At 39.4% G+C, this 17,812-nt stretch carries 17 protein-coding genes and 2 tRNA genes; 7 read left to right on the top strand and 12 right to left on the bottom strand.

The window, feature by feature from the left end; all coding sequences use genetic code 11:
• Window positions 1–6 precede the first annotated feature (6 nt).
• The 4 genes from PESP_RS09540 to PESP_RS09525 all read right to left on the bottom strand — a co-directional run bounded on the left by PESP_RS09540 (window position 7) and on the right by PESP_RS09525 (window position 2,706).
• Window positions 7–83 (bottom strand) — tRNA-Val (locus tag PESP_RS09540).
• A 47-nt stretch (window positions 84–130) separates the two neighbouring features.
• A tRNA-Val gene (locus tag PESP_RS09535) sits at window positions 131–207 on the bottom strand.
• A gap of 113 nt (window positions 208–320) precedes the next feature.
• Window positions 321–1,364 (bottom strand): DUF3080 family protein, encoded by a 1,044-nt coding sequence (locus tag PESP_RS09530; RefSeq protein ID WP_089347817.1) that lies wholly within the window; start codon window positions 1,362–1,364, stop codon window positions 321–323.
• Window positions 1,357–2,706, bottom strand: coding sequence for an MATE family efflux transporter (locus PESP_RS09525; protein WP_089347816.1), 1,350 nt, complete (start codon window positions 2,704–2,706; stop codon window positions 1,357–1,359). The genes PESP_RS09530 and PESP_RS09525 overlap by 8 nt, the downstream gene beginning before the upstream one ends.
• Window positions 2,707–2,834: 128 nt before the next feature.
• Between PESP_RS09525 and PESP_RS09520 the strand changes: the two genes are divergently transcribed.
• Window positions 2,835–3,461, top strand: a complete 627-nt coding sequence (locus tag PESP_RS09520; protein ID WP_089349136.1) for a riboflavin synthase subunit alpha — start codon at window positions 2,835–2,837, stop codon at window positions 3,459–3,461.
• On the opposite strand, the gene PESP_RS09515 is transcribed toward PESP_RS09520, so the two are convergent.
• Both PESP_RS09515 and PESP_RS09510 read right to left on the bottom strand, forming a co-directional pair.
• Window positions 3,458–3,661: a CPXCG motif-containing cysteine-rich protein gene (locus PESP_RS09515; protein WP_089347815.1), complete on the bottom strand. Its 204-nt coding sequence runs from the start codon at window positions 3,659–3,661 to the stop codon at window positions 3,458–3,460. The genes PESP_RS09520 and PESP_RS09515 overlap by 4 nt on opposite strands.
• Window positions 3,662–3,864: 203 nt before the next feature.
• The gene (locus PESP_RS09510) at window positions 3,865–4,731 is read right to left on the bottom strand and encodes a fructosamine kinase family protein (protein WP_089347814.1); all 867 of its coding nucleotides are present in this window, start codon (window positions 4,729–4,731) and stop codon (window positions 3,865–3,867) included.
• Between the two features lie 109 nt (window positions 4,732–4,840).
• Here PESP_RS09510 and PESP_RS09505 point away from each other — a divergent pair, with 109 nt between their 5' ends.
• Window positions 4,841–5,533 (top strand): DUF445 domain-containing protein, encoded by a 693-nt coding sequence (locus PESP_RS09505; RefSeq protein WP_089347813.1) that lies wholly within the window; start codon window positions 4,841–4,843, stop codon window positions 5,531–5,533.
• 54 nt (window positions 5,534–5,587) lie between these two features.
• Here PESP_RS09505 and PESP_RS09500 read toward each other — a convergent pair whose 3' ends face one another.
• Entirely contained in the window at window positions 5,588–5,950 is a 363-nt protein-coding gene (locus PESP_RS09500; RefSeq protein WP_089347812.1) for a DUF3718 domain-containing protein, read from the bottom strand.
• A gap of 370 nt (window positions 5,951–6,320) precedes the next feature.
• On the opposite strand from PESP_RS09500, the gene PESP_RS09495 reads away from it, so the two are divergent.
• From PESP_RS09495 to PESP_RS09485, 3 genes are all read left to right on the top strand, one after another.
• Complete coding sequence (locus PESP_RS09495) at window positions 6,321–7,106, top strand: hypothetical protein (RefSeq protein WP_089347811.1); 786 nt, start codon at window positions 6,321–6,323, stop codon at window positions 7,104–7,106.
• Window positions 7,107–7,206: 100 nt separating this feature from the next.
• The gene (locus PESP_RS09490; RefSeq protein ID WP_089347810.1) at window positions 7,207–8,589 is read left to right on the top strand and encodes an amidohydrolase; all 1,383 of its coding nucleotides are present in this window, start codon (window positions 7,207–7,209) and stop codon (window positions 8,587–8,589) included.
• A 10-nt stretch (window positions 8,590–8,599) separates the two neighbouring features.
• The gene (locus PESP_RS09485) at window positions 8,600–9,844 is read left to right on the top strand and encodes an amidohydrolase family protein (protein WP_089347809.1); all 1,245 of its coding nucleotides are present in this window, start codon (window positions 8,600–8,602) and stop codon (window positions 9,842–9,844) included.
• Between the two features lie 285 nt (window positions 9,845–10,129).
• On the opposite strand, the gene PESP_RS09480 is transcribed toward PESP_RS09485, so the two are convergent.
• Window positions 10,130–12,352 carry an NADP-dependent isocitrate dehydrogenase gene (locus tag PESP_RS09480; RefSeq protein WP_089347808.1) on the bottom strand — a complete coding sequence of 741 codons (2,223 nt, stop codon included), beginning with the start codon at window positions 12,350–12,352 and terminating at the stop codon, window positions 10,130–10,132.
• Window positions 12,353–12,800: 448 nt separating this feature from the next.
• Window positions 12,801–13,019, bottom strand: a complete 219-nt coding sequence (gene cspD, locus PESP_RS09475) for a cold shock domain-containing protein CspD (RefSeq protein WP_004586755.1) — start codon at window positions 13,017–13,019, stop codon at window positions 12,801–12,803.
• Window positions 13,020–13,228: 209 nt separating this feature from the next.
• Here cspD and clpS point away from each other — a divergent pair, with 209 nt between their 5' ends.
• Together clpS and clpA are read left to right on the top strand one after the other, a co-directional pair.
• A complete protein-coding gene (gene clpS / locus PESP_RS09470; RefSeq protein ID WP_089349135.1) occupies window positions 13,229–13,537 on the top strand; it encodes an ATP-dependent Clp protease adapter ClpS in 309 nt (102 codons plus the stop codon).
• Between the two features lie 68 nt (window positions 13,538–13,605).
• Window positions 13,606–15,867 (top strand): ATP-dependent Clp protease ATP-binding subunit ClpA, encoded by a 2,262-nt coding sequence (gene clpA / locus PESP_RS09465; protein ID WP_089347807.1) that lies wholly within the window; start codon window positions 13,606–13,608, stop codon window positions 15,865–15,867.
• Between the two features lie 191 nt (window positions 15,868–16,058).
• Here clpA and infA read toward each other — a convergent pair whose 3' ends face one another.
• From infA to aat, 3 genes are all read right to left on the bottom strand, one after another.
• Entirely contained in the window at window positions 16,059–16,277 is a 219-nt protein-coding gene (infA, locus tag PESP_RS09460; RefSeq protein ID WP_002962494.1) for a translation initiation factor IF-1, read from the bottom strand.
• Between the two features lie 90 nt (window positions 16,278–16,367).
• Window positions 16,368–17,072 (bottom strand): arginyltransferase, encoded by a 705-nt coding sequence (locus tag PESP_RS09455; RefSeq protein WP_089347806.1) that lies wholly within the window; start codon window positions 17,070–17,072, stop codon window positions 16,368–16,370.
• Entirely contained in the window at window positions 17,065–17,781 is a 717-nt protein-coding gene (gene aat, locus PESP_RS09450; RefSeq protein WP_089347805.1) for a leucyl/phenylalanyl-tRNA--protein transferase, read from the bottom strand. Before aat ends, PESP_RS09455 begins: the two co-directional genes overlap by 8 nt.
• Window positions 17,782–17,812 lie beyond the last annotated feature (31 nt).

Here is a 17,812-nt window from a genome sequence, read left to right as displayed (position 1 = left end):
ATTAATTGGTACGACTGAGTGGATTCGAACCACCGACCTCTACCATGTCAAGGTAGCGCTCTAACCAACTGAGCTACAGTCGTACAATTTTAGAATGCTTAAGTTAATTTATTCCAAAGCGAAATAAATTTGGTACGACCGAGTGGATTCGAACCACCGACCTCTACCATGTCAAGGTAGCGCTCTAACCAACTGAGCTACGGTCGTATTACCTATTTAAGCTGCGATAAATTTAATTATCAGCGGCCGCTAATATATAGCGTGGCGGGTGGTGAATCAAGCATGTTTATTGCTTTTGAGTTTATTTGCCGTTTTTTTATTCATATTGGGCTGATTTCACACGTTTTATAAAACTTTTGCCACCAGGTTACATGGCTCTTAGCTGATCTTTTAAGCTGGTTTAATAAATTGGTCTTTGAGCTTGAATCTATTAAGGCATTAACTTGCTTGTTGGTTACAGGCTGATTAAACCAAAGCTGGTGATATAAAGGTAATAGTGTTCCTAGGTAGCCGGCTAAATTAGCTTGGTATGGCTGTACTTCCCCAAGATAAAATTTATGAAAAACATTACTGACTATATTCGCTGTTTTTTTGTTTTTACCTACTGGGCATATATCGGCTAAGCGCTGGGTATTAACAAACTGCGTGGCAGAGTTATTAAATGCAATTTGTAGGCGAGCAGTATTAATTAATTGCTGGTTAAACCGGTATTTATTAAGTATTTCTAGGGCTTTAAAAATATCGGTTGAGCTAATTTTAAGATACTGTTTAGTTTCAATGTTGTGTTTTATTGCCACTAGTTGTTGCATGGCCTCTACCGTGTCGCTAAAGCCTGCTGGCGAGCTTGAAAGCTCAGCACTGCTGGCTTGCCAGCTGTGTTTAAGTTCAGTTTCGTTGTACAAAATTAAATTAAAGTAATGGTTTAACGATTGCTCTTTATTATTTTTGGCACTTAATAGCGTTTTGTATATTTTAGAGCTTGGTTTTAATGTTGCTAAACACTGCTGTGCGTTTTGTATAAAATCAATTTGGTATTTTAAAATACCAGCATGGCCTGCGGTTTTTCCTAATTGATTATTATGCTCACTAATTAATATGCTGAGTTTACAATGGCTCAGCCCTGCAAGTTCAATTAAGCTAATAGTGGTGTTGTTTAGCGCTTTTTCAGGCAGGAGCAGGGGACTTATTGTCGTTGGTTTATTTAATTGCGGCTTTGCTGTTTGTAAGGTATTACTTAAGCGCTCTATATATGTTTTGTTAGAGTTGCTAGGTGCTTTAGTACACCCAGCAAGGGCAAAAAAACACAGGGCTATTAAACTAAATAACCTAATGTTTTTACTGTTGTTTAGTGTGTAGTTAAACAAATGGTGCCTGCTTTAATCGCTTTTTAACAGTGAACATAAGCCATACTGCGGCTACGGTTAATCCAAATATTATACCTATCCAAAAACCGTGCGGCCCCATGGCAGGCACTATTAAGTCTGTTCTAGCTAATACGAACCCCAAGCTAAAACCGATTAACCAATAAGATATAAAGGTAATATACGATATGGGTTGAGTGTGTTTTAAGCCTCTTAAAATACCATTTGCTGCTACCTGTAAAGCGTCGGGGAGTTGATAAATACACGCCAAAATCATAATAGAAGTAGCAAGTGCAATTACAGCAGGGCTATCGGTATAAAGTTGGCTTATGGCATTTCGCCCTACAAACGTTATTAATGCTAAAAATAGGGCAATTGCAATGGCTAAAATATAGCTGGTGGAAATAGCTGTTTTAAGTTGGCTTAAGTGGTTTTGCCCAAACAAATTACCAATACGAATACTTATAGCGATAGATAGGCTTAGCGGCATCATAAATAATAAGGCGGTTACGCTACCTGCTATTTGATGACCCGATACCGCAACCGCACCTAAATGTACAATAAATAGCGGAATACAAGCAAATAAGGTTATTTCAAAAAAGGTAGCCAACGAAATCGGAATGCCTAATTTGGTAATAATTCCTATGGTTTTAAAGTTAGGCTTTTCAAAATTTGCCAATAAGGTTTTTGCATCAATTTTCTTACTAAATTGGCAATAGGTCACTTGTGCAACAGCCATTACAGTCAGTACTAATGCTGTTGCTATTCCACACCCCGCACCGCCGTAGGCTGGTAAGCCAAATAAACCATTTATAAAAATATAGTTAGCCGGAATATTAACTGCAAGGCCTAGTAAGCTTATATAAAAGGCGGGCTTGGTCATCCCCATGCCTTCGGTCATGTTGCGATAAGTGGTAAAAATTAAAAAGCCAAATGCGCCCCATTTAACAAAATGAATGTAGTCATAAGCAAGGCTTGCAATAGCGGGGGTGGTATCGAGTTTTAAAATAATAATATCAGCGAGGTTGGCAATGCCAAAGCCTATTAAACTTAAAATGGCAGTTAAATAAAGTGCCTGCTGAAAATAATGGCGAATTCCTTTTTTATCTTCTGCCCCTGCAAATTGGGCAATAACACCCGTGAGCGCAAGTAAAATACCTTGCAACGCGAGTAATAACGGGTTCCATATACCGGTTGCAATTGATAGGGCCGCTAAATCTGTAGGGCTCACTTGGCCTGCCATAATGGTGTCGACCACCGACATTAAAACAAGCGTAACTTGTGCTAAAAATACAGGTACTGCAAGGGATAATAAACGTTTGGCTTCCCAGCTACAAAAGGTCATAAAAACAGCTATTTGATAAAACAGGGCGCAATTGTAATCTATTGTGTTTCAAATAAAAATCATAGTAGTGAATGATTTTGTTTGTTGATACGTTAAACTATCACTTTGTAATAATTTTAAGTGATTTTATGTTTACAGGAATCGTTCAAACGCAAGCTACAGTTGTATCTAGTACGCATACTGATGGGGTTTTACGCTTAGTGGTGTCGGTAGGTGAAGAATACGTTAAACACCTTGATTTAGGAGCCAGCATAGCTATAAATGGCTGCTGTTTAACGGTGGTAAAAGTAGAATTAAGTAACCACGACGTCGTAGCGCAAGTGCATTTTGATGTGATTGACGAAACGCTCACACTCACAAATTTAGGTAAACTTAATCTTGGTAGCTTAGTTAATTACGAGCGTTCGGTCACATTTGGCACTGAACTGGGTGGGCATATTGTGTCGGGGCACATTCATTGTACTGCGCAAATTGGACAAATTGTTAAGCAGCAAAACAATTGTAAAATTCAATTAAGCTTACCGACTAAATGGCAAAAATACGTTTTGTATAAAGGCTTTGTGGCAATAAATGGCGCAAGTTTAACCGTAGGCGAAATAGATGAGCAGGGCTTTTGGCTGCACCTGATCCCCGAAACCCTTGCCATTACTAATTTAGGTAATGCTCAAGTAGGTGATGAACTGAATATAGAAGTAGATCAGCAAACATATACCATAATTAAAACGGTAGAAAACTACTTACGCCATCAAAACTAAAATATTTGTTCGTTGTCGCTGTCTACGTGTAACTCTAGCTTTTTATTAGCATGGTCTATATGCATATTTAAATGTATAGGGTTACAACAAACACTACATTCTTCTACGTAGTCTTGGTCGCCCATACTGGCATCTATATCTAAATGAATGTGGTTGCCACAGTGTGGACAGGTGATGCGTTGTGATACAAAGTCTTTCATAATCACTCCAAACGTACCAAGGCGAGGTTACCGTGTTGGTACACATTATTTAAGTTGTGAACGTATACTACCAACAACTTAATGGCTCAAAACTGAACTCAATAATAAATGCATTTACTAATTTAAATTTAGCTACATTCATTATAAATATAGTGCTGAACCCCTGATTATGACAATAATTTTACGTGTATTGCCTTAATAAATTACTGAGTGTTAAGTAACGTATCTATATGCTGTTTAGCTTGTGTAAGGTAATGCCCCGCAAAAATATTCGCGTGATTTAAAATTGGATAAAGTTGATAAATTGCTTTGCGTTTTTGATAGTTTTCACTGAGTGGGTATTGCATGTTGTACGCGTTATAAAAGTCATCAGGAAGCGGCGCAAAAAGCTCGCTCATGGCGATATCTACTTCACGGTCGCCGTAATAGCAAGCAGGGTTAAATAGTGTGGGTATATTTTTTATAAAGCCCATATTTCCACGCCAAAAATCCCCATGAAGTAACGAAGGCGCTACAGTGTGGCTGTGCAATTGCTCTTTAACGAAATTTATTAGCAGCTCTGGCTCCACTAAGTTTATGCCTTTTTCGGCTAAAAGCTGTAATTGCCAGCCAATGCGTTCTTCTGCATAAAATACATCCCATTTTTTATGCCACCGGTTTGGTTGCACTGTTGTTGCTAAGTAGTTATCTACATCAAAGCCAAACATCGCTTGGGCATGCTTTTGATGTAGCATAGCTAAATGTTTACCCATATCGGCCCAATGGCTGTGAGGTTGTTTATCAAGTACCAGCCATTCGAGTACAATAAACGAAAATTCAATATTAGCGCCTGTTACTATGCAATCAGGTACCATAAAAATACTATTTTGTGTAAGAAGTTTAAGGCCTACTGCTTCGCTTTCAAGGCGGTCGAGCTCACTTTTTAAAGCAATTTTAACCAAATAGTTGTGCGACCCATCGGTTAATTGAAAGAGTTTATCGGTGTTGGTACTTTGCAGTTGGCGTTTGTAAGTGTGTTTAAAGTCATAGTGAATGGCTTGGCTAATGTGCTCGTTTACTGTTTTCCACATAGTTATTGCTCGCCTTTTAAACAGATACTTAAACTATGGCAAAAAAGTATTAATTTCACAAACTAATCGTTGTAAAATTAACGATATAAAAAATGCTAACGGAGTACCAATGAACAAGAGTTTTATCACCAATTTACTAGCAGGTATTTGTGTAGTTGTAGGCTACTTTTATGATCAAGCAATAGTATTGTCGGTTGGTTTATTTGCACTCTCGGGCGCGGTTACTAATTTATTAGCTGTGCATATGCTATTTGAAAAAGTCCCTTTATTATACGGCTCTGGTGTAATAGCGCTTAAGTTTGAAAGCTTTAAGGTGGCTATACGTAATTTAATTTTGACTGAGTTTTTTTCTGAGCAAAAAATTAATAACTTACTTAATAAAGCCCAGCCAAACATCGACTTTGAGCCCATTATTAGCAATGTAGATTTAAACCCCGCATTCGACAATTTACTCGAAGTAATAGAGCAGTCGCAGTTTGGCAGCATGTTAGGCGTGTTTGGTGGCACAGCAGCTATAGAGCCAATGCGCGAAAAATTTATAGAAAAAATGCAATTGTCACTGGCTCAGATAAGCCAAACCGAAGACTTTAAAGCACTTGTTAGTGATACATTAGCGCAAGGTAATAGCGCGCAAAGCTTACATGGCACGGTATTAAAGTTAGTTGATGAGCGCTTAGATGAGCTAACCCCTAAAATGGTAAAAGATATTATTCAAACCATGATCCATGAACACTTAGGCTGGTTAGTTGTATGGGGCGGCGTATTTGGTGGTTTATTTGGGTTAATTGCGGCTGTTATTTAAAATAATAAAACTAAGCAGGCTTTTGGGCCTGCTTAGTTATTTATAAAAGTCATACTATTTTGGCCCTGTAATAATCACTTTTTCAGAGGTCATTGTTTTAGCTAAATCTTTGATTGATGTGCGTGTGCTGGTATCCATATTTAAATAGTTAGCGCTTTTATCTAAATTGTACAAGGTTACAAAGTCGCCCATTGATAAGTTGTTACATTCGAGCTTTTTACTTAGTACAGCTTTGCTAATATTTAAGCTGCGAGATGTTTTACGCAACACATGCGTTTTATTTGCCGCTACCGCCATACATGCTTGTGTACCAGGTGATGAGTCTGCCGCTTCAAATTGAACTGCTGACGCTGGTGATGCCATAAGTACTGCGCCAAATGCAAAAGTGGTACATAACGTTACTTTTAAAGTATTCATAATTATTCCTCATTGTTTGTGGTTCGGGTTTATTATTGAGCTATTTAAACTAAAAAGCTGTTAACCAAACGCAACAAGGTGTAAGCATGTATGTGTAAAATACACACTTGTTTTTATGTGTATGAAATTCATCTGTAATAAGTGTGTTTTTTGACACACTTTAGCTAAATTATTTTTCAGCTATCAATACCTATTTTATTAAAAGCATAATCATTCTATCGCATTAAATAGCGCGCTCACTGCGTTATTTTATCAGCGAAATAATGATTCACTAATTTTATGCAATTGGTATAACTTATTTTTTCAGGCTGTTATTATCGCCTCCATTATTTGTGATGTTTTATTAGCGCGTATTTTACTAGGAGAACCAGTGAGCAAAACGTTAGCAAGCTATTATCAGCAAGCGTATGCATGTGAACACAAGCATTTTAATCAATGTTTTTACTGTGGATGCGAAGCTACAGAGCGTGACCATTGCCCGCCGCTACATATGCTTCAAAGCATTATTGATTTAGGTGAAGAAGCCGACTTTGTATCTATTGCTGCGTGTTATGAGTGCCATGCGCTGTTGCACAACGAAAGGCTTATGAGTATAGATGAGCGTTTTACCAAGCTTAAAAAAAAGCTCTCTAATAAATATGCTAAAGCACTGCGCGTTTATAACATGTGGGAAGAAAACGAACTAAGCGAAATGAGCGACGAATTTGCCCATAGTATTCAAGCAGGTATGAAGCTTGGAAAAGAAGCGTCTGAGCGACTAGCGTTTACGGGCTTTAGTTATGCCGCAGAAGAAGCGCGTGTAACCGTGCGTGAAAAAACCAAAGAGTTTGATGTAGAAGGCACTACCTTTACCGACTTTAAAGAGGCATTAAATTACTGCATTAATGTGCTTAAAGTACAAAAAAGTGACTTTTATAAAATACTAGTGGAAGATTACAACGGCGACTTTAATCGAGCGCTTAGCCAGTATCGTCACCGTCACGACAAAGTGACAGCAGCCAGCGATGGCAACACATTAATTAAAGACTTTTCTAAGCAGCATAAGCAAAACTCAGATTTTGTAACACGTACAGTTAAACACTTTATAAACAAAGATCCGTCGCTGACTACCGAAGGTGCGCTGGAAAAGTTATATAACAATTACATAAAAAAATAATTACAGTATTTCAACTCGGTTAATTGCTTTTTTACCTGTTTTTTTGGCTTAATTACTTAGCTTTAGCTAAAGTAGCAAAAAAACAGGAGAACCTAACAAAATGCAAAAATTTGCACCCTCATTACTCGCAGTTGGTTTAGCTGCTGCGCTTGTTGGTTGCCAAGAAAACGGCCCACAAGATCCTAAAATTACAATTAACAAAAACCCGTATCCAAGTACTTACAAGCCAATGGCTTCTACAAGCACATTAATTACAAACGCAACGGTACTTACCGGTACAGGCGAGCGTTTAGATGATGCTGATGTATTACTTGTTGATGGTAAAGTTCAGCAAGTAGGTAAAGACTTATCAGCCAATGCAGATACAACCATTGATGCACAGGGCAAATGGGTTACCCCAGGTATTATTGATGTTCACTCTCACTTAGGTGCTTATCCAAGCCCATCGGTTGAGTCACATCAAGACGGTAACGAAATGACCAGTCCAAATACCGCAGAGGTATGGGTAGAGCATTCTGTGTGGCCTCAAGACCCTGGTTTTAACCGCGCGCGCGAAGGCGGTATTACCTCGTTACAAATTTTACCAGGCTCGGCAAACTTATTTGGTGGTCGCGGTGTAACGCTTAAAAACATTCCTGCGCATACAATGCAAGCAATGAAATTCCCTGATGCGCCTAATGGCTTAAAAATGGCTTGTGGTGAAAACCCAAAACGCGTATATGGTCGCCAAGGTACATTACCTTCTACCCGTATGGGTAACATGGCTGGCTACAGAATGGCTTGGGCAGAAGCACAAGAGTACAAGCGTGCATGGGATAAATATGACGCCGATTATGAAGCAGGTTTAAACCCAGAAGCACCAGTACGTGACATAAAACACGATACTCTTCGAGCGGTTATTGAAGGTGAAGTGCTTATTCATAATCACTGTTATAAAGCTGAAGAAATGGCCATGATGATTGACCTTTCTAAAGAATTTGGCTATCACGCGGGTACATTCCACCATGGTGTAGAAGCATATAAAATCGCCGACCTACTTGCTGAAAATGGTTCGTGTGCTGCACTTTGGCCAGATTGGTGGGGCTTTAAAATGGAAGCGTACGACATGGTTCAAGAAAACGTAGCCATTGTTGATGCGGTTAAAAATTCATGTGCGGTGGTGCATTCAGATTCAGACACAACAATTCAACGTCTAAACCAAGAAGCGGGCAAAGTGATGTTCCGTGCAAACGAAAATGGCTTTGATATTTCTGAGCAGCACGCTATTAAATGGATCACATCTAACGCGGCTAAGTCGCTAGGTATTGAGGATAAAACAGGCTCGCTTGAAGCTGGTAAGCAAGGCGATGTAGTTATTTGGAATCAAAGCCCATTTAGTGTTTATGCAAAAGCAGAACAAGTATTTATTGATGGCGCAAAAGTTTACGATAGAGACGATGCTGCTTATCAAGCACAAAGTGATTTTATGTTAGGTCAACAATAAGGAGCCCAGAATGAAAAATTTATCACGTTCGTTTTCGCTATCTCTGGTTGCTGCCGGACTTTTAGCCTCAGGTGCAGCCAGTGCACAATCGCTTGCTATTATTAATGCAACACTGCATACGGCAACAGAGCAGGGCGTTTTACAAAACGCTAGCATAGTAATGGATAACGGAAAAATTACCGCAATTAACCCTGCACAAGTAACAGCCGATAAAGTTATTGATGCTAAAGGCCAAATTGTAACACCAGGTTTTATTGCCAGTATTAATCAGCTTGGCCTTGTTGAAGTAAGTGCAGTCGCAGGCTCTCGTGATGCTGGCGAAGAAAAAGCAGGTATTGATTTTGATGTGAGCCTTGCTTACAACGCACATTCAAGCTTAGTGCCTTATGCGCGTAAAGGCGGCGTTACGCGCGATGTAATTACCCCTCATGGTGGCGATAGTATTTTTTCGGGCCTTGCTAGTGTTGTTGATTTAAGTGGTGATTTACAAAGCAATATTCAAAAACAAGCGGCGTTAGTGGTTTATTTAGGCGAGCGAAGTAAAGGTTCTCGCGCCTTTACACTACAAACGCTTATTAATAAGCTTCAAGAGCACCAAAGCAAAGCAGCTAAAAAGCCTAAAAAAGACGACGACAGCAAGCCAAGTACTGAAGACAAAGTAATGGCTAAAGTACTTAGTGGCGATATGCCGCTGGTGGTTGGTGTGTCTCGTGCGGCAGATATAATTGAGCTACTTAAGGTTAAAGAAGAGTTTGGTATTAATTTAGTGCTCAATGGCGCACAAGATGCCGTTGTTGTTAAAGAGCAGATTGCACAAGCGCAAGTACCGGTAATTATGAGTGCAATGGACAGCTTACCTTCAAGCTTTGATTCATTACACGCAAGTTTAGATAACGCAGCAGTGCTTGAAAAAGCCGGTGTAAAAGTTATTTTAACCGTGGGTGGCGATGCCAGTCATAATATTTACCAGCTACGTTTTGATGCAGGTAATGCTGTATCGTATGGAATGAGCCAGCAAGGCGCATTAAATGCGGTTACATCTAACGTAGCGAGTGTATTTAATATTAATGCAGGCAGCTTAAGGGTAGGTAAAGCCGCTGATGTTGTTATGTGGAGCAACGACCCGTTTGAACTAAGCTCACACGTAAGCACAATGATTATCAACGGTGAAGAAGTGTCTACACAGTCGCGCCAAGATAAACTACGTGAGCGCTACACAACAGATTCAACTATGCCACGCGCTTATACAAAATAGTTAAATTAAAATAGCTTTAATTTTTTAAAGGCCGCTATGTTATACATAGCGGCCTTTTTATACCAATTCGCTTAATTAAATGTTCTAATCTGAAGCTAGAAAAACGTATTAGTTGCTAGGAAAAATCGCTATTTAGTTGCTCTAAAAGAGAGTTTTTTAACGCAAGCGGCAACACATCTAGCCCCGCAAAATGATTAAGTATTATTGCGAATTGGTATTATATAAAATAAAGACACAAAAAAACCGCTTACTTAAAAAGTAAGCGGTTTTTAATTTAATCTAAAATTATACTAATTTAGACAAAATTTCATTAAATGTAGCGCTTGGACGCATTGCTTTAAATGCAGCATCATCATTTGGTTGGAAGTAACCAGATAAGTCTACAGCGGGGCCTTGAGCATCGTTAAGTTCGCTTACAATTTGATCTTTTTGCGTTTCTAAATCGCTAGCAATTTGTGTGAACTGCGCTTTAAGTTCGCTGTCATCGTCTTGCTTAGCAAGTTCTTGAGCCCAGAATAAAGATAAGAAGAAGTGAGAACCACGGTTATCAATTTCTTTTACTTTACGCGAAGGCGACTTGTTTTCAGCAAGGAATGTACCTGTTGCTTTATCAAGTGTATCAGCAAGTACTTGTGCTTTTTTGTTACCAGCAGTCACACTTAGGTGTTCAAGTGATGCAGCAAGTGCTAAAAACTCACCTAAAGAATCCCAACGTAAGTGGTTTTCTTTTTCAAATTGCTGAACGTGCTTAGGTGCAGAACCACCCGCACCAGTTTCAAATAAGCCACCGCCGTTCATAAGAGGCACAATTGAAAGCATTTTAGCACTAGTACCTAGCTCTAAAATTGGGAATAAATCTGTAAGGTAATCACGTAGTACGTTACCGGTTACAGAAATAGTGTCTTTACCTTCTTTAATACGCGCTAAAGAGAAAAGAGTTGCTTCAAGCGGTGCTAAAATTTGAATATCTAGGCCAGCTGTGTCGTGATCTGGAAGGTATTTGTTCACTTTTTTGATTAGCTGTGCATCGTGCGCACGGTTTTCGTCTAACCAAAAAATAGCAGGAACACCTGTAGCACGAGCACGGTTTACAGCAAGTTTAACCCAATCTTGGATTGGCGCGTCTTTAACCTGACACATTCTCCAAATATCGCCTTGCTCAACAGTGTGCTCAAGTAACGTAGTGCCATTTGCATCAACAACACGGATAGAGCCGTCTGCTTTTGCTTCAAATGTTTTGTCGTGTGAACCGTATTCTTCTGCTTTTTGAGCCATTAGGCCTACGTTTGGTACGCTACCCATAGTGGTAGGATCAAACGCGCCATTTTCTTTACAGAAATCAATAGTTGCTTGGTAAACGCTTGAGTAGCTACGATCTGGAATTACAAAGCTTGTGTCTTGTAATTTACCATCGTTATTCCACATTTGTCCGCTTGAACGAATTGCAGCAGGCATAGACGCATCAATGATCACATCACTTGGTACGTGAAGATTTGTAATACCACGGTCAGAATCAACCATAGCAATTGCTGGGCGCTGTGCGTATACAGCTTGAATGTCTGCTTCAATTTCTTCACGCTTTGCATCATCTAACGTTTGAATTTTAGAATATACGTCGCCTAAACCGTTATTTACATCAACGCCTAGCTCTTCAAAAAGCTCGCCATGCTTAGCAAAAACGTCTTTGTAGAATACTTTAACAGCATGACCAAAAATAATTGGATCAGATACTTTCATCATTGTCGCTTTCATATGAAGCGAGAATAGTACGCCTTTTTCTTTTGCAGCGTCGATTTCAGCTGCTAAAAATGCTTGTAGCTTTGATGCGCTAATACGCGATGCATCAATAACTTCACCCGCAATAAGTGGTGTGCTTTGTTTAAGTACTGTTACATCGCCATTTGAAGCAACGTGCTCAATACGTACATCGGTAGCAGCATCAATAGTAACTGATTGCTCAGAGCCAAAGAAATCGCCTTCGCTCATACTTGCAACGTAAGACTGTGAATCTTTGCTCCACGCACCCATTGAATGTGGGTTATTACGTGCATACTCTTTTACAGAGCCTGGTGCGCGACGGTCTGAGTTACCTTCACGTAATACAGGGTTTACTGCACTACCTTTAATTTTATCGTAAGTCGCTTTTACTTTAGCTTCTTCATCATTTTTAGGCTCAGCAGGGTACTCTGGTAATGCATAACCTTTTTCTTGTAGTTCTTTAATAACAGCGCGTAGTTGTGGAACAGACGCACTAATATTTGGTAATTTGATAATGTTTGCTTCAGGTGTTTTTGCAAGTTCACCTAGCTCAGCAAGGGCATCGCCAATGCGTTGTTCTTCAGTAAGGTAATCAGCGAAGTTTGCAATTACACGACCTGCTAATGAGATATCGCGAGTTTCAACTTCAACACCTGCCGCATTTGTATAGGCTTGGATAATTGGTAGCAACGAGTAGGTTGCTAGCGCCGGAGCTTCGTCCGTTTTAGTGTAGATAATTTTTGATGTCATCATCATTCCTAGATAGTAGGCCGCAGTGGCCGTATTCAACAATGCAAAGAAACTCATTAGCGCATGGTTGCGTTAACAAGCAGTTTGTTAGGTGTCGGTACTCTTAATATGCCAAACGGCAGAATAGTCACACCTGACTAACTGATTTTTATAGGTTGCAAAATACACATAAAATAGCCACATAAAACTATGAGCTAAAGTGTAACCGTGTAATTTAGCAACAAGAGTGTAACAAGCTTGTTTAAAAAGGGCTAGCGCTTGCGCGTGTATGCAGCCTTAATTAGCAGGTAACAGTTAGAACATTGGGGTATATAAAATAAATTCAAGCAAAAGGGTTGAATTTGTAAGTATCTGGAGCAATTAAAAGAGGTGGAAGAGATAAAAGTAGTGTGGGGAATTAAGCGAGGATCTAAATTAGGTCACTCGCTTTAGTCGAACAAGGTTTTAATCACTCTAAAATATCGCCATTAGGGGCAATGTTTTTAGCATGAAGACCCTTAGGGCCTTGTTCTAGCTCGAATGTTACATCCTGACCAGCTTTAAGTGTCTTATAACCGTCCATTACAATCGTTGAGTAATGAGCGAAAATATCATTCTCGCAGCCGTCTTCTACGATGAAACCAAAACCTTTGGCGTTGTTGAACCATTTGACTTTACCACAAGCCATACTTCTACATCCTTCTATAAGTTGACTAATTTAGTTATTCTAAACCGTATAATTTGCTAGACTGACTAAGGATTAATCAATCTATATCTGACTGTAGTTTATTTGGCCAGTCAGTCAAGTGTTTTGAGATATTTTTTTAACATTTAATTTATTTTTTATTCAAGTTTGCTTGAGTTCCAAAGACAAGACTATATTTAATTATGAGTGGTATGAAAGATTCAGGTGTCATAGACACAGTTCGCGATAGTGAAAAGCAAAAGCTGCAGCCGCCGCGAAAATACAAAGTTGTTTTAAATAACGACGACTACACGCCAATGGACTTTGTAATAGAAGTTCTAATGACGTTCTTCAATATGGATAGCGATAGAGCAACCGACGTGATGCTTCAAGTTCACGAAAAAGGTAAAGGCATATGCGGTGTATTTAGCGCCGACGTAGCCCAAACCAAGGCTGAACAAGTTAACCGCTATGCGCGGGATAACGAGCATCCACTGCTTTGTAGTTGTGAGCAGGAATAAATACCAATAAGGTGATCATTCATCTCATTGTTGTGGTATAAAATTATTATCTCAGTAAGGGGTTGCCAATGCTAAACAAAGACTTAGAACTAACGTTAAATGCCGCGTTTCGTGAAGCGCGTACACGCCGCCATGAATTCATGACGGTAGAACACCTTTTACTTGCGCTATTAGATAACCCTTCAGCAGGCGAAGCGCTAAACGCCTGTGGCGTTGATATTTCAGGTTTAAAAACAGAATTACTCGAATTCATTGACGAAACCACGCCGGTCATTCCCGATTTAGAAGAAGAGCGTGAAACTCAGCCTACACTTGGTTTTCAGCGCGTATTACAACGTGCAGTTTTTCATGTTCAATCATCTGGTAAAAACGAAGTTACGGGCGTAAACGTACTTGTTGCTATTTTTTCAGAGCAAGAAAGCCAAGCAGTGTACTTACTTAAAAAGAGCGATATTTCGCGCTTAGACATTGTTAACTTTATTTCTCATGGTATTTCTAAAGCCGATGATGAGTTAGGTGATGACACCGACGATATTCATGAGGAAGTACAAGAAGTTCAAAACGAAGAAGCAAGCAAATTAGACAGCTTTACAACAAACTTAAACGCGCAAGCAAAAGAGGGCAACATTGACCCTCTAGTTGGACGTGATAGCGAAGTAGAGCGCACGGTACAAGTATTGTGTCGTCGTAAAAAGAATAACCCGCTACTTGTAGGTGAAGCAGGCGTTGGTAAAACAGCAATTGCAGAAGGGCTTGCGTATCGTATTGTTAACGAGCAAGTACCAGAAGTGATTGCCGATGCTGTTGTTTATTCACTAGATATGGGTGCATTGCTTGCCGGTACTAAATACCGTGGGGATTTTGAAAAACGCTTTAAAAGCTTGCTAAAAGAGTTACAAGCAAAGCCTGGTTCGATTTTATTTATTGATGAAATTCATACCATTATTGGTGCCGGTGCTGCATCAGGCGGTGTAATGGATGCATCAAACTTATTAAAACCATTGCTGTCTAGCGGTAAGTTGCGTTGTATGGGGTCAACCACCTACAACGAGTATAAAAACATTTTTGAGAAAGACCGTGCATTAGTACGTCGTTTCCAAAAAATTGATGTGCTCGAACCAAGTGTTGCCGATACCACTAAAATATTAAATGGCTTAAAAGAGCGTTACGAAGAACATCATGGAATTCGTTATACGCAAAAAGCCCTTAAAGCAGCTGCTGAGCTAAGCGCTAAGTATATTAATGAGCGACACTTACCTGACAAAGCCATTGATGTAATAGACGAGGCAGGTGCAAACCAGCGTTTGCAACCTAGCTCTAAGCGTAAAAAGACTATTGGTGTTTCTGATATTGAGCTGATTATTGCTAAAATGGCCCGTATTCCGGCGCAAAGTGTGTCATCTACCGATAAAGAAACCCTCAAAAATCTTGATCGTAATCTTAAAATGTTGGTGTTTGGGCAAGATCAATCTATTGATGCGCTTACCTCAGCTATTCGCTTATCGCGCTCTGGACTTGCAAACGAAGACAAGCCAGTCGGTTCGTTCTTATTTGCTGGACCTACAGGTGTTGGTAAAACAGAGGTGACTAAGCAGCTTGCTAAGTGTATGGGTGTAGAGTTTATTCGTTTTGATATGTCTGAGTACGTTGAGCGCCATGCGGTGAGCCGTTTAATTGGTGCACCACCGGGTTATGTTGGTTTTGAACAAGGCGGCTTATTAACAGAGGCGGTAATTAAAAACCCACATGCGGTTGTACTGCTGGATGAAATTGAAAAAGCGCATCCAGATATCTACAATATTTTGCTACAAGTAATGGATCACGGTACGTTAACCGATAATAATGGTCGTAAAGCTGACTTTAGAAATGTGGTTGTAGTAATGACTACCAATGCTGGCGTGCAAGAAACCACACGTAAATCTATAGGCTTTAGTGAACAAGACCATACACACGACGCAATGGGTGAAATTAATAAAGTATTTTCTCCGGAATTTAGAAACCGCTTAGATAACATAATTTGGTTTAATCACCTTGAAAAAGACGTTATCTTGCAAGTGGTTGATAAATTTGTGGTGGAACTTCAAGCTCAGCTAGATAAAAAGTCAGTTAACCTTGAGCTTACCTCTAAAGCGCGTGAGTGGTTAGCTGATAAAGGCTACGATAAAGCAATGGGTGCCCGTCCTATGGCGCGTGTAATTCAAGATGAGCTTAAAAAGCCGCTAGCTAACGAAATATTGTTTGGTGAACTTGTTGATGGCGGTACTGTTAAAGTATCGGTGAAAGATAAGAAAATTAACTTTGATTTTGAAAGTAATTTAACACCAGCGTAATAGCGTTTCATATAAATAAAATAGCTCCTTAATGGAGCTTTTTTTTTGCCTTTTTATAGGCAACAAAAAACCCAGCAAAAGCTGGGTTTTTTGTTTATTAAATGTAATTGCTAGTAAGTACCATCAATTACATTTAATAAACGCTTTAAGCTAGTTTTACACTAGCCAAAAACTAAATCTCGTTTACGCACTTAGCGAGCACGGAATACGATACGACCTTTCGATAAATCGTAAGGAGTCATTTCTACCGTTACTTTATCGCCGGTTAAAATACGGATATAGTTTTTGCGCATTTTACCTGAAATATGAGCCACAACTACGTGACCATTTTCTAGCTCAACTCGGAACATTGTATTTGGTAAAGTATCAAGGACTGTCCCTTGCATTTCGATTACGTCTTCTTTCGCCATGTTTAGCGTAACACCTCTTTAATAGTTAAACGCTGCAGATTTTGCCCAAAATACGCCAATAAGTAAAGGTGCTGGGGGCATTTTTGCAAATTAAATAGCCAACCACTGGTCATTAACGTGTTTTTGCGCTGGCAAAAACTGAGTTTTGTACTTCATTTTAGCGCATTCGTCTATTTGGTAGCCTAAATACACAAATTCTTTGTTTTGTTGTTTTGCAAATTCAAGCTGCTGTAAAATCATGACAGTCCCTAAACTGTACTGCTCAAATTCGGGGTCAAAAAAAGTATAAATAGCAGATACTGAATTATGCATGCAATCGGTCACTGCAACAGCCACTAAGGTTTGTTTATGCCATAGCTCAATAAAGGTAATTTTTAGCCAGCTACAAAATAAAAAACTTTGAAACTGCTCTAAATTAGGTGGGTACATAGTGCCGTCGCTGTGACGTAAAGAAATATATTTACTATAAAGTGGGTAGTACTCATCGCGATGTACGTTTGAGTATTTAATTTCAAAGTCACTTTTTAGTTTATTTAATTTTCTTTTTTGAGATTTTGAAGGATCAAATTGTTGCGCTAACACACGAACTGAGTTACATGCACTGCAACTAGGGCAATGCGGACGATAAATTTGATTACCGCTACGTCTAAAGCCTAACGTTAAAAGTGACTCAAATTTATCTGTGCTGTAGCAGCTAGGATCTAATATAACGAGCAATTGCTCTTGCCTGTCGGGTAAATAGCTACAAGCAAACTCTTGGCTAAGGCCAACGCGTGCAGGAATATGTTCACTCATAAATTGCTGTTAACTCCTGTGGTTGCCACATCGTTGAGTTTGGAATATAAGCATTTGCTAAATTAAGTTTAGTCAAAAATTCTGAGCGGGGGATCACTTTTGCACCTAAAGAGGTTAAATAAGGGTTTTCTAGTTGGCAATCTATAAAATGGGCACCATGGCGCTTTAGCCAATTTACTAACGCCCACATTGCAAGCTTAGAGCAGTTGGTTTGATGATGAAACATCGACTCGCCACAAAATACACCATTTTGCATAATACCGTATAGGCCACCAGCAAGCTCACCGTTTTGCCACACTTCCACACTGTGCGCTATGTTTGAATCATGTGCGTTGATATAGGCGTCAATCATCTCATTAGTGATCCACGTGCCTTCGGTATCAATACGTTGCTCACAGCACGCTTCAATCACCTCTGCAAAGGCATTATTTACAGTTACTTTAACGGGGTGCTTTTTTAAATGTTTACGCAGACTTTTACTTATATGAAAATCATTAAGCTCAACAATACCTCGCTCGCTCGGCGACCACCACATTATTGGCTCATCTTCACTAAACCACGGAAAAATACCGTTTTTATAAGCATGGCTTAACCGAGCAACAGATAAATCACCGCCTACTGCAAGTAAGCCGTCTGGGGAAGTTAGCGCATATTCAGGATTAGGAAATGCTATATCGGTATCGCTGAGTTGGTATAGCTGGTTTCTCATACAATGCTTAATTTAGTAATTATCATAAAAG

Source organism: Pseudoalteromonas espejiana DSM 9414 (assembly GCF_002221525.1).
GTDB classification, from domain to species: domain Bacteria; phylum Pseudomonadota; class Gammaproteobacteria; order Enterobacterales; family Alteromonadaceae; genus Pseudoalteromonas; species Pseudoalteromonas espejiana.
Note: the sequence above shows the minus strand (reverse complement) of the source record. Positions and strands in the feature narration are given on the sequence as shown.